3 protein-coding genes are annotated in these 13,522 nt (G+C 75.9%); all 3 read right to left on the bottom strand.

The features are described 5' to 3' along the window. On the bottom strand, nucleotides 1–1,562 hold a 1,562-nt coding region (locus ACZ7LS_RS36355; protein WP_471066438.1), incomplete at its 3' end, for a type I polyketide synthase. Between the two features lie 81 nt (nucleotides 1,563–1,643). After that, nucleotides 1,644–7,247 carry a type I polyketide synthase gene (locus ACZ7LS_RS36350; protein WP_385136767.1) on the bottom strand — a complete coding sequence of 1,868 codons (5,604 nt, stop codon included), beginning with the start codon at nucleotides 7,245–7,247 and terminating at the stop codon, nucleotides 1,644–1,646. After that, nucleotides 7,237–13,482 (bottom strand): type I polyketide synthase, encoded by a 6,246-nt coding sequence (locus ACZ7LS_RS36345; protein WP_385136765.1) that lies wholly within the window; start codon nucleotides 13,480–13,482, stop codon nucleotides 7,237–7,239. The genes ACZ7LS_RS36350 and ACZ7LS_RS36345 overlap by 11 nt, the downstream gene beginning before the upstream one ends. Nucleotides 13,483–13,522: the final 40 nt, after the last annotated feature.

Here is a 13,522-nt window from a genome sequence, read left to right as displayed (position 1 = left end):
AGTGCGGAGGTGGCCGCGACGGCTGCCAGATCGGGGTTGTCCTGGGCCTGCAGCCAGTCCGCCCACCGCCCGGCCTGCTCCCGCAACGCACTCTCGTCACGCCCCGACACCACCAGCGGAAGCACACCCCGGAGAGGGGCGGGTGCCCCGTCCGGCTCGACGGTGGAGGTATCCGCGGCGGCCAGGGGTGCTTCTTCGAGGATGAGGTGGGCGTTGGTGCCGCTCAGCCCGAACGACGAGATCCCGGCCCGGCGCACCCGCTCACCCCGCTCCCACGAGCGCGCGTCCCGCAGCAACTCCAGACCGCTGCCATCCCATTCGATATGACTGCTCGGATTGTCGGCGTGCAGCGTCTTCGGAAGAGTCCCGTGCTGCAGCGCGAGGACCATCTTCATGACGCCGATCGCGCCCGCGGCGGCCTGCGCGTGGCCGATGTTCGACTTCGACGAGCCCAGATACAACGGCCGTGCGCTTTCGCGGCCGGGGCCGAAGACCTCCGCCAGCGCGCCCGCCTCGATCGGGTCGCCCAGCGTCGTGCCGGTGCCGTGCGCCTCGATGGCGTCGATGTCGGTGGATGCCAGCCGCGCGGCGGCCAGCGCGTCCTGGACAACCCGCTGCTGGGAAGGCCCGTTGGGGGCGGTCAGGCCCTGGCTGCGGCCGTCCTGGTTGACGGCGGATCCCTTGATGACGGCGAGGACCTCGTCCCCGTCGCGCTGGGCTGCCGACAGGCGTTTGAGGACGAGGATGCCCGCGCCCTCCGCCCACCCGACGCCGTTGGCCTCGTCGGAGAAGCTCTTGCAACGCCCGTCGGGGGAGAGGCCCTTGAGCCGCGAGAACTCCACGAACGTGGTGGGGGTGGACATGACCGTGATGCCGCCGGCCAGTGCCAGGTCGCACTCCCGGGTCCGCAGCGAGGTGACGGCCAGGTGCATGGCGACCAGTGACGAGGAGCAGGCGGTGTCCACCGTGACGGCGGGGCCCTGCAGGCCGAGCGCGTACGAGACGCGGCCCGAGACCACGCTGTTCGCGTTGCCCGAGCTCACGTAGCCGTCGAGGGCGTCCAGGTCGTTGTGGTGCAGTCCGTCGTAGTCGGAGCCCATGCTGCCGAGGTAGACGCCGGTGCGGCTCTCGGTGAGGGTGGCGGGGCGGATCCCGGCGCGTTCCAGTGCCTCCCACGAGGTTTCCAGGACCAGGCGCTGCTGCGGGTCCATCGACTGCGCCTCGCGCGGCGAGATACCGAAGAACTCGGAGTCGAAGCCCTCCACGTCCGCGAGGAAACCGCCCTCACGCGCGTAGGTCTTGCCGGCCGCCTCGGGGTCCGGGTCGTACAGGTCCAGGCCGTCCCAGCGCTTGGGCAGGCCCCCGATGGCGTCGCCCCCCGCGGCCAGCAGGTCCCAGAAGGCCTCCGGCGTGTCGATCCCGCCCGGCAGCCGGCACGCCATCGACACGACCGCGATCGGTTCGGTGCGCTGGGCCTCCAGATCGGCCGCCCGCCTCTGCAGCTGGCGGATCGCGGGCAGAGCGGCTTCCATCCGGTCAGGGGGCGTAGTGCTCATGGTCAAGCCTTTCTGGGCGGGATGCCGGGCAGGGGCGGTGTGCGGGGCCGGTGGCGCGACGGGTGGGCGGGCCCGTCGGAAGGGTGGTCAGGGCAGGTCGTCGCCGACCGTCGCGAGGAACGCGTCGAGTTCCGCGTTGATGTCGTCGACGGACCGCCCTCCCAGGCCGGGCGGCTCCGGGGCGGGTGCGGCGGCGTCCGCGCGCGGGGTGTCACCGGCCTGCCGGGCCAGCGTGATCATGCGGTCGAGGAGACCGCTGCGGTGCAGTGCGTCAGGGGAGAGCCGGTCCAGGGCCCATGCGAGCGCGGACGCGGTGTCGTCCGGCGCCGCGGTGTCGTCGGCCGCCGTGGTCAGTTCCATGCGGGAGAGCACGAGGCCGGCGACGGCGCCCGGTGTCGGATAGTCGAAGGCCAGCGTGGAGGGCAGCGGGACGCCGGTGGCCGCGGCGATCCGGCGGCGCAGTTCCACGGCCATCAGCGAGTCCAGGCCCAGTTCCTTGAGGACCTGGTCCCGTGTGACGCGTGCGGTCTCGTCCAGGCCGAGGACCACGGCGGTCTCCCGCAGGACCAGCGCGGTGACCGTCTCGGTGCGCTGCTCGGGCGGCAGTGTCGCGAGGCGGTCCCGGAGCGTGTCCGGGCTCTCGCCGCCGCCGGCGGCGGCCTTGCGGGGGCCGGGCCGGACCAGGGAGCGCAGCACGGCCGGGATGTGACCGGTCTCGGCCGCACTCCTGCCGAGCGCCGCGAGGTCCAGGCGCAGCGGCACCAGGTGGGCTTCGGGGCGGCGCAGTGCGGCGTCGAGGAGGGTGAGGCCCTGTTCGAGCGGCATGGCCGCGATGCCCTGGCGGCGCATGCGGGAGAGGTCGGCCCGGCCGAGATGGGCCGTCATGCCCGTGCCGGTCGGCTCCCACAGGCCCCAGGACAGGCTGGTGGCGGGCAGGCCCGCGGCCCGGCGGCGTTCCGCGACGGCGTCCAGCACCGTGTTGGCGGCGGCGTAGGTGCTCTGGCCCGCGGTGCCGAGGATCCCGGCCGCCGAGGAGAACAGGACGAACGCGGCCAGGTCCAGGTCCCGGGTCAGCGCGTCCAGGCGCAGCGCGCCCAGGGCCTTCGGGGCGAGGACGCGGGCGGCACGCTCCGCGGTCTGTGTTTCCAGCAGGCCGTCGTCCAGCACACCGGCCAGGTGCAGTACCGCCGTCAGCGGATGGGCCGGGTCCACCGAGGCGAGGAGGGCGGAGGTCTGCTCGTCCGCCGCGAGGTCGCAGGCGACGAGCCGTACGTCGACGGCGCCCGCGGCGGTCAGTTCGGCGACCAGGTCGTCGGCGCCGGGGGTGCCGGGGCCGCGCCGGGAGGCGAGTACCAGGCGGCGCACACCGTGCCGGCCGATCAGGTGGCGGGCGACCGCGCGGCCCAGCCCGCCGGTGCCGCCGGTGATCAGGGCGGTGCCCCGCGGGTCGAGCGGTGTGCCCTGTTCCCCGGTGCCGGCTTCCGCGCGTACCAGGCGCGGCGCGAGCAGTTCGGTGCCGCGCACCGTCAGTTCGGGTTCCTCCACGGCGGCGAGGGCGTCGGTGAGCCGGGTGTCGGCGGGGCCGTCGAGTTCGACCAGGCGCAGCATACGGTCGGGGTGTTCGCCGCGTGCGGTGCGCAGCAGCCCGCGCAGGGGTGCGGTGTCGAGGGTGTCGGGTGTGGTGGCGGTGACCCACACCAACTCGGTCTCCCGCAGCCGTGGTTCGGCCAGCAGGGGGTGCAGCACCGCGAGGGCCTGCCGCAGGACGTGCTGCGGGCCGCACCCGGTACCCGGTGCCGGGCCGGTGCGGTCGACGACGATCCGCCGCGGTACGGGCGCACCGCCGGCGAGGGCGTCCAGGAGGGCGTCGGGGCCGGTGGCGGTGCGGGCGTCCAGTATCCGGGCGAGGGCGGCGGTGGGGGACAGGACGACGGTGTCGGGTGCGGGTCCGCGTCCGCCGGGTGCCGGTACGGGCTGGGGCCGCAGGCGGTACAGGTCGCGCATGCCGGTGCCGGCCGCCGTCCTGATGCTCTCGGCGGTGGTGCGGCGCATCTCCAGCGCGTGCACCCGTGCCACGGGGGCGCCCGCGGGGTCGGTGAGGGCCACCGTCAGGCGTCTGCCCTCGCCGGTGGGTGTCACCTCGACGCGCACTCTGAGTTCGGTGCTGCCCGTGGCGTACAGCTCGACCCCGGACCAGGAGAACGGCAGGAGTGTGCCGCCGGCCGCGGGTTCGTCGGCGGTGACGGCCTCCATCACGTTGAGCGCGGCGTCCAGGAGGGCGGGGTGGATGCCGAATCCGTCGGCGGTGCCGCCCTCGGGCAGCCGGACCAGGCCGTAGGCGGTGTCGCCGTGCCGCCACAGGTGTGTGGTGCCGCGGAACACCGGTCCGTAGGTGATGCCGCGGTCGGCGAAACGTTCGTAGAGGCCGTCCAGGCCGTCCAGGCCGTCCAGGCCGTCCGGGCCGGCCGGGCGGGCCTGCGCCGGCGGCCACGGGGCCGGGCCGTCGTGGCGGGGGGCGGGGCCGGGCAGGTCGGCCAGTTCGCCCGTGGCGTGCAGGGTCCATTCGCCCTGCTGGCCGGCGGGCCGGCTGTGCACGGTCACCGGGCGCCGTCCGCCGCCGGCGGCGACATGCACCTGGAGGTGCACGGCCCCGTCCGGGGGCAGGATCAGCGGGGCGACCAGGGTGAGGTCCTCGACGCCGGGGGCGCCGGTGCGGTGGGCGGCCGCCGACGCCAGTTCGAGGAGGCCGGTGCCGGGCAGCACGGTCTCGCCGAAGACGGTGTGGTCGGCCAGCCAGGGCTGTTCGCCGAGCGAGAGGCGTCCGGTGAACACGTCGCCGCCGTCCGCGAGGACGGTGTGCGCGGCCAGCCACGGGTGCGCGGCGTCGCGGATGCCCAGGGCGTCGGTGTCGTGGCCCGCCCGCCGGGGCTCGGGCCAGTAGCGGCGCCGCTGGAAGGCGTACGTCGGCAGTTCGACGTGGCGGGCCTCGGTGTGGGCGAAGTACGCGGCCCAGTCGACGGCGACGCCCAGGCAGTGGGCCCGGCCGAGCGCGTCGGCCAGGGACAGCGGCTCGGGCCTGCCCTTGCGCAGGGCCGCCACGACACCGGTGGCGCCCGCCTCGCCCGGTTCTTCCAGGCAGTCCTCGACCATCGCCGCGGCCACACCGTCGGGGCCCAGGTCGAGGAAGCGGCTGACTCCCGCTTCGCGCAGCGCGCGTACCCCGTCCGCGAAGCGCACGGGTTCGCGCACGTGCCGTACCCAGTAGCCGGGTTCGCTTACCTCGTCGGTGACGGCGGCTCCGGTGACGTTGCCGATCAGGCCGAGCTGCGGCGCGCTGTAGGACGCCTGGGCGGCCACCGTCGCGAACGCGTCGAGCATCGGGTCCATCAGCGGCGAGTGGAAGGCGTGCGAGACGGTCAGGCGGCGGGTCTTGACGCCCTGTCCGGCCAGGTGCGCGCCGAGCGCGTCCAGGGCCGGGGCGGTGCCCGAGAGCACCACCGCTTCGGGGCCGTTGACCGCGGCGATGCCCACTTCGTGGTCCCGGCCCGCCAGCAGCGGGCGCAGCTGGGACTCCGGTGCCTTCACCGCGAGCATCGCCCCGCCCCCCGGCAGTGCCCCCATCAGCCGTCCCCGCGCGGCGACCAGGGCACAGGCGTCCGGCAGCGACAGCACGCCGGCGGCGTGCGCGGCGGTCAGCTCGCCCACCGAGTGCCCCATCACGTAGTCGGGCCGTACGCCCCAGGACGTGACGAGGCGGAACAGGGCGACGCCCACCGCGAACAGGGCGGGCTGGGTGAACTCGGTCCGGTCGAGCAGGGCCGCCTCGGGTGTGCCGGCCTCGGCGAACACCACGTCGCGCAGCGGGCGCCGCAGGTGCGGGTCGAGCAGGGCGCACACCTCGTCGAAGGCCGCCGCGAACACCGGGTGGTGTTGGTGGAGCGCGTGGCCCATGCCGGGCCGCTGGGCGCCCTGGCCGGGGAAGACCAGTGCGGTACGGCCCGTGAGCGCGGTGCCCGAGACGGTGCCCGCGCGGGGCGTGCCGTCGGCCAGTGCCCGCAGCCCGGCCAGGAGTTCGTCCCGGCCGGTGCCGCACACGGCCGCGCGGTGCTCGAAGAGCGTACGGGTGGTGGCCAGCGACCGGGCGATGCCGGCCGCGGCGTCCGCCGGGCGGCCGGCCAGTGCGTCGTGCAGCCGTGCCGCCTGTGCCCGCAGCGCGTTCTCGTCCCGCGCGGACAGCAGCCAGGGCAGCACGGCCGCGGAAGCCGCGGAAGCCCCGGGCGCCTCGGCGGGCGCCGTTTCGGCGGGTGCGGGTTCGGCGGCCTCCTCCAGGATCACGTGGGCGTTGGTGCCGCTGATCCCGAACGAGGAGACGCCCGCGCGGCGTACCCGCTCGCCCGCGGGCCACCGGACCGGCTCGGACAGCAGCCGGACCGCACCCGGGGACCAGTCGACGTGGGTGGTGGGTGTGGCCGCGTGCAGGGTGCGCGGCAGCCGCTGGTGACGCAGCGCCAGCACCATCTTGATGACGCCCGCGACCCCGGCCGCGGCCTGGGTGTGCCCGATGTTCGACTTGACGCCGCCGACCCACAGGGGCTGTCCGGGGTGGTGCGCCGTGCCGTAGGCGGCCAGCAGCGCGCGGGCCTCGATGGGGTCGCCGAGCCGGGTGCCGGTGCCGTGCGCCTCGACGGCGTCGATGTCCGCGGCGCCGAGCGCGGCATCGGCCAGCGCGGCCCGGATCACCCGTTGCTGGGCGAGTCCGCTGGGGGCGGTCAGCCCGTTGCTGGCGCCGTCCTGGTTGACCGCGCTGCCACGGACCACGGCGAGTACGGGGTGCTGGTTGCGGCGGGCGTCCGAGAGACGCTCAAGGAGCAGGACGCCGCACCCCTCGGCGAAGCCGGTGCCGTCCGCGTCGTCGGAGAAGGCCCGGCAGCGGCCGTCCGGTGACAGTCCGCGCTGCCGGCTGAACTCGATCAGCAGCTGCGGGGTGGCCATCACGGTCGCCCCGCCCGCCAGGGCGAGATCGCACTCGCCGCGCCGCAGCGCCTGGACGGCCAGGTGCAGGGTGACCAGGGACGACGAACACGCCGTGTCGACGGTGACGGCGGGCCCCCGCAGACCGAGCGCGTAGGCGATGCGGCCGGACAGCACACTGGCCGCGCCGCCGGTCAGGGCGTGCCCCTCGCTGCCGTGGCCGGTGATCAGCGTCGTGTAGTCCTGGCCGTTGGTGCCGGCATAGACGCCCGTGGTCCGCTCGCGCACGGACTCGGGGGTGAAACCGGCGCGTTCGAAGACCTCCCAGGCTCCTTCGAGCAGCAGCCGCTGCTGCGGGTCCATGGCGAGCGCCTCGCGCGGTGAGATCCCGAAGAAGCCCGCGTCGAAGTCCTCGGCGCCCTCGATGAAACCGCCCGCGTCGGCGTAGACCGTCCCGGGGTGCTCGGGGTCCGGGTCGTAGAGCCCGGACACGTCCCAGCCCCGGCTCCCAGGGAAGGGCCCCAGGGTCTCGCGCCCCTCGTCCAGCAGCTGCCAGAACTCCTCCGGGGAGGCGACGCCGCCCGGCAGCCGGCAGCTCATCGCCACCACGGCGATCGGCTCACGTTCCTTGTCGGCCGCCTGCCGCAGGCGCTCCTGCGCCGCTTTCAGCTCGCCGGTCACGCGCTTGAGGTACTCGCGCAGCTTCTCTTCATTCGCCATGGGAGAGTCCGAGCTTCTCGTCGATGAACTGGAACAACTCGTCGTCGGACGCGTCGTCGAGGGTGTCCGCCGCGGGTGCCGCGGCCTCGTGCGGGGCGGCGGCCAGCAGTTCCTCCAGCGCCTTCACCACCAGGGCGAGCCGGCCGCTGTCCTCGCCGCTCAGCGTGGCCGTGCCGAGGGCGGCCACGGCGCCCTCCAGACTGTCGAGGCCCGGGGCGCCGCCGCCGGGGGCGAGTCCGCCGAGCAGATGACGGGCGAGCGCGGCGGGTGTCGGATACTCGAAGACGAGGGTGGCCGGCAGCCCGAGACCGGTCTCGGCGTCGAGCCGGTTGCGCAGCTCCACCCCGGTCACCGAGTCGAACCCCAGCTCCTTGAACGCCCGCTGCGGCTCCAGCGGCTCCTGCGGGCCGAACCCGAGGACCGTCGCGGTGTGCGCGCACACCACCTCCAGCACGGCCTGCTCACGCCGCGCGGGCGCCAGCGCCGCCAGCCGTCCGAGCAGCGCCGCGGGGCCGCCCGGCGCGGACGCGGCGGGCCCGGCCGGGCCGGCGAGCTCGCGTACGTCCGGCAGGTCGGCCAGCAGCGGGGCGGGGCGTGCCGCGGCGAACGCGGTCGCGAAACGCTGCCAGCGCACGTCGGCGACGGTCTGGCAGGGCCGCCCGGAGTCGATGGCCTGCTGGAGCGCGACGAGCGCGCACCGCGGGTCCATCTCCGGTACCCCGTGCCGTTTCAGGACTCCCTTGACGGCGGTCCGGGCCATGCCGCCGCCGCCCCACGCCCCCCAGGACACCGCCGTCGCCGGCAGGCCCTCCAGCCGCCGCTGCTCGGCGAGCGCGTCCAGGAAGGCGTTGGCCGGGGCGTAGTTGCCCTGCCCCGGGATGCCCACGGTCGCCCCGAACGAGGAGAACAGCACAAACGCGGACAGGTCCTGGTCGCGGGTCAGTTCGTGCAGGTTGACCGCGCCCCGCGCCTTGACCCGCAGTACGTGTTCCACCTGCTCGGGGGTGAGCGCGTCCACCACCGCGTCGTCCAGGACGGCCGCCGTGTGCACCACCGCCGACAGCGGTACGGCCGCCGGGACGCGCTCCAGGACCCCGCGCAGCTGCTCGCGGTCCGCGACGTCGCACGCCTCGAACACGACCGTGGCGCCCGACGCGCGGATATCGGCGGCGAGTCGCGCGGCCCCGGGGGCCTCGGCGCCGCGCCGGCCGACCAGGACGAGGTGTTCGGCGCCGCGCGCGGCCAGCCAGCGGGCCAGCCGTGTCCCCAGCGCCCCGGTGCCGCCGGTCACCAGGACGGTGCCGTGCGGCCGCCACGACGCGGCGGGCGCCGTACCGGAACGCACCAGGCGCCGCACCCGCATGCCGTCGCCGCGCAGCGCGATCTGGTCCTCGCCGCCGGCCGCGCCGAGCAGCCCGGCCACCTGCCGCCACAGCCGGGGGTCGTCCGCGGCGGGCAGGTCGATCAGTCCGCCCCAGCGCTCGGAGTGCTCCAGGGCCACGACCCGGCCCAGCCCCCACACCATGCGCTGGGCCGGGTCGACCGTGCGGTCCGCGGCGGCGGCCCGTACGGCCGCCCTGGTCACGCACCACAGGGGAGCGGCGCACCCGGCGTCGCCCAGGGCCTGCACGGCGCGCAGTGTCGCGGCGTAGCCGAGGGGTACGGCCGGGCCGTCGGGGGCGGCCGTACCGTCCGGTGCCAGCAGGGACAGCACGCCGCCGACGCCGCCGGCGGCCGCCTGTGCGAACTTCGCGGCGAGCGTGGCACGGTCGTCGTCCGGTGCGCATTCGACGGGGACCGTGCGCATTCCGGCGTCGGCCAGGGCGGTGACGGCGGCGGCCGCGAACGGCTGCCGGCCCGCGGGCAGCAGCACCAGCCACGGCCGGCCCGGCGCTGCCGCGTCCGGGGCGGGCACGGTGCGCCAGGTGATCTCATAGCGCCAGTCGCGGACCTCGGCTTCACCGCGCCTGGCGCGGTGCCAGCCGGCCAGCGCCGGCAGCAGTTCCTCCAGGGGGGTTGCCGCGCCGACCGCGAGTGTGGCGGTGAGTGCTTCCAGGTCGCCGTTCTCGACGGCGGTCCAGAACGCGCCGTCGTCCGTGGCCGGCCCGGTGCCGGCCGGGCCGCCGGCGGCCGGCTCCAGCCAGTAGCGGCGGTGCTGGAACGCGTAGGGCGGCAGGTCGACCGTGCGGGCGCCGCGCAGCGCCGGGCTCCAGTCGACGCGGGCGCCGCGCACATGGGCCTCGGCCAGCGAGGCCAGGAACCGCTGTGTTCCGCCGTCCCCGCGCCGCAGGCTGCCGATCGCGCCGACGCCCCGGCCGCCCACGCTCTCCTCGATGCCCAGGGTGAGCACGGGGTGCGGGCTGGCCTCGATGAACATCCGGTGCCCCTGGTCCACCAGGCAGTCCACGGCGGTGCGGAACTCCACGGTGGAGCGCAGGTTGCGGAACCAGTACTCGGCGTCCAGTTCCGCGGTGTCCAGGAGCCCGCCGGTGACGGTGGAGAAGAACGCGGTGTGCCCGGTGCGCGGACGGACGGGGGCGAGCGCGGTGAGCAGTTCCTCGCGGATCGTGTCGACCTGCGCGGAGTGGGAGGCGTAGTCGACGGGGACGCGCCGCACGCGTACGTCCCGTTCCTGGCAGTGCGTCACCAGTTCGTCCAGTGCGCCGGGCGCGCCCGAGACCACGGTGAGGCCGGGGCCGTTGACCACGGCCACCGAGACCCGGCCCTGCCAGCGTCCGGTGAGCCGCTCCGCCTCCTCGCGGGGCAGCGCCACCGACACCATGCCGCCGTGCCCGGCGAGCGAGCGGGCGATGGCCTGGCTGCGCAGCGCGACCACGCGGGCGCCGTCCCGCAGGGTGAGCGCGCCGCTGACGCAGGCCGCCGCGATCTCTCCCTGGGAGTGGCCCACCACGACGGCGGGCCGTACGCCGTGGGCGTGCCACAGTCCGGCCAGGGACACCATCACCGCCCACAGCACGGGCTGGACGACGTCGACGCGTTCCAGCGCGGCCGGATCGTCGATCGCCTCGTGCGGTGACCAGTCGACGAACTCGGCGAGGGCCTGCGCGCACTGGTCGAAGGCCTGGGCGAACACCGGTGAGGTGCCGAGGAGTTCGCGGGCCATGCCGGCCCACTGGGAGCCCTGGCCGGGGAAGACGAGGACGGGCCCGGCCTCCGGCGGTTCGGGCGGGCCGGCATGGGGGCCGGCCACGCCGGGCGCCCCGGTGCCGGCGGCGAGCGCGGACAGGCCCGTGAGCAGGTCGTCCCGGCCCCGTGCCACGACGACGGCGCGGTGCTCGAAGGACGTACGGGTGGTGGCCAGGGAGTGCCCGACATCGGCCGGGTGCAGTCCGGGGTGTGCGGTGAGGTGCCGGTGCAGCGCGGCGGCCTGGGCCCGTAGTGCCGCCTCGGTCCTGCCGGACAGCGGCAGGGGCCACGCGGGGGCCGTGGCGGTGCCGGTGACCGCTTCCCAGTCGACGGGGACGCCGTCGGCCCACAGGGAGCCGAGGAGTTCCTCCAGTGTCCCGCGGGCCGGCCGGTCGCGGCGCAGGGCCGCCGACACGCGGACGTCGCCGGGCACGGCCTGGGCGAAGGACCGTTCGAGGGAGCGGGTGAGGACGGGGTGCGGGGCGATCTCGACGATCCGCAGGGCCCGGCCGGTATCGAGGCGGGAGGCGGCCTCGTGCACGCGCATGGGGCGCACCATGTTCGCCGCCCAGTAGCGGGCGTCCAGGCCGGTGCCCTCCAGGGGGCCGCCGGTCACGCTCGACAGGAACGCGACGGTGCCGGCGGTGGGCCGGACATCGCCCAGCAGGTCCGTCAGTTCTTCTTGCAGGTGCTGGAGTTCGCTGCTGTGCGAGGGGTAGTCGATGGCGACGCGGTGGGTGCGCACGCCCGCCGCGGACAGTTCACGCTCCACGTCGGTGACGGCGGCCGTCGCCCCGGACAGGCAGACCTGCCCCGGGGCGAGGAGTCCGGCCACCGTGAGCCGGTCCCCGGCGTGTGCGGCGGCCTCCTCGGCCGTCAGGTCGCAGACGAACATCGTGCCGAGGCCGGCCGCCCGCCCGGCCACCAGACGCGACCACACGGTGATCACCCGGGCGCCCTGTTCCAGGGTCAGTGCCCCGGACACGACGGCCGCGGCGACCTCGCCGACGCTCTGGCCGAACACCACGTCCGGTTCGACGCCCCAGGCGCGCAGTGTGCGGGCCAGCGCGACCTGCAGGGCGAACAGCACCGGCTGGAGCACATCGGTGCGCTCCAGCAGGTCCTGCCCGCCGATGAGCCGGTCCACCACCGACCAGCCGGCCGCCGCGGCCACCGCCCGGTCGGCGTCCTCCAGCGCGGTGCGGAACACCGGCTCGGCGAGCAGGCCGCGGCCCATGCCCAGCCACTGCGAGCCGTGCCCGGAGAAGCAGAACGCCACGGTGGGCGGGCCGGCGGGCGGGCCGGCGGCGGACGTGAGGCGGGCACGCAGGGACGCGGCCAGCTCCTGGGGGGTGTCCGCCGCGGCGAACGCCCGCCAGGGGCCCGTGCCCCCTACCGTCACCGGCCGGCCCGCCGCGCCCTGGGAGGTGAACTCCGCCACGGCCGCGGCGAGGCCGGGCGCGTCGGCGCCGGCGAGCGCCACCAGCCGCCGGGGCCGGTGCGGGGCCTCGGAGAGCGCCAGGTGCACATTGGTCCCGCCGAACCCGAAGCCGCTGACGCCCGCGTGGCGCGGGCCCTGGGGCCAGCCGCGGCGGGCGGCCACCACGTCCAGGCGCCGGCCGGTGAAGTCGATGCCCGGGTTGGGCTGTTCGAAGTGGAGGCTCGCCGGGATCTCCCCGTGGTGCAGGGACAGCACCGTCTTGAGGAGACCCAGGACCCCGGCGGCGGGCTCCAGGTGCCCGAAGTTCGTCTTGGCGGAGCCGAGCAGCAGCGGCTCGTCGCGGCCGGGCGCGAACACCTCGCCCAGCGCGGCCGCCTCGATCGGATCACCCAGCGGCGTTCCGGTGCCGTGCGCCTCCACGTACGCCACCTGGCGGGGGGCGATCCGCGCGTCGGCCCAGGCCGCCCGCAGCACGTCGGCCTGCGCGGCCGGGCTGGGCGCCGTCAGGCCGTTCGAGGCACCGTCGTTGTTGACGGCGCTGCCCCGCAGCACCGCGTACACCCGGTCGCCGTCGCGCAGCGCGTCGGAGAGCCGGCGCAGCACCACCACGCCGCAGCCCTCGCCCCGGACGTAGCCGGCCGCGCCGGCGTCGAAGGCCCGGCACTGCCCGTCCGGGTTCATCCCGCCGAACTTCGTCATGGCGACGGTGGTGTGCGGGTGCAGCATCAGGCTGACCCCGCCCGCGAGCGCCCGGTCCGACTCGCCGCGCCGCAGGCTCTGGGCCGCCAGGTGCACGGCGGCCAGCGACGAACTGCACGCCGTCCCCACCGACATGACCGGACCCTGGAGCCCCAGCGCGTACGCGATCCGGGCGGGCACGATCGAGGTGTCCCAGCCGACCGCGGAGTGCGAGCCGATGGAGTCCGGGTCGGCCCCGGTGGCCAGGTGGTACTCCTGCCACATCGTGCCGAAGAACACGCCGGTACGGGTGCCCGCCAGCTCGCCCGGCACGACCCGGGCGTCTTCGAGCGCCGACCAGGCGACCTCCAGCGAGATCCGCTGCTGGGGGTCCATGCGGGTGGCCTCGGCGGGCGAGATACGGAAGAAGGCGGCGTCGAAACCGGCCACGTCGTCCAGGAAGCCGCCCTTGCGGGTGGTCGTACGGCCCGGCGCCCGCGGGTCCTGGTCCACCCACCGGTCGGCGTCCCAGCGGTCGGCCGGGACCTCGCCGACGGCGTCCTTCCCGGCCAGCAGGGCCCGCCACAGCTCCTCGGGCGTGGCGATGCCGCCCGGCAGCCGGCAGCCGAGGCCGACCACGGCGACCGGTTCGTCGCCGCCCGCGGCGCGGCGCCCGCCCGACGCCGCGTCCGGACCCGCCGGGCGCTCCCCGGTGAGGTGTGCGGCGAGTTCCGCGATGGTGGGGTGCTGCCACAGCCGCCACGCGGGCACCGGGCGGCCCAGGCGCTGTGCGAGGGCCGCCGCCAGCCGGGTCGTGCCGGGCGAGTCGACGCCGAGGTCACGCAGCGCCACCGTGGCGGGGACCGACTCGGGCCCGGTCCCCAGGAGTTCACCGACCGCGTCGCGCAGGAACTCCACGAGATCCGCGGTGCCCGGGGCGGGGGCCGCGCCCGTTGTCTTCATACCCATCTGAGATCCCTCGCTCGTCTCGGCCGGAATTCGGGTGCGG

It is taken from the genome of Streptomyces sp. NPDC039430 (genome assembly GCF_055639435.1).
This window is presented reverse-complemented; position numbering and strand designations above follow the sequence as displayed.

Bases quoted from the DNA above. Each gene is read 5' to 3' on its own strand.
- ACZ7LS_RS36350 (WP_385136767.1), bottom strand. From the start codon at position 7,247: ATGGCGAATGAAGAGAAGCTGCGCGAGTACCTCAAGCGCGTGACCGGC.
- ACZ7LS_RS36345 (WP_385136765.1), bottom strand. From the start codon at position 13,482: ATGGGTATGAAGACAACGGGCGCGGCCCCCGCCCCGGGCACCGCGGAT.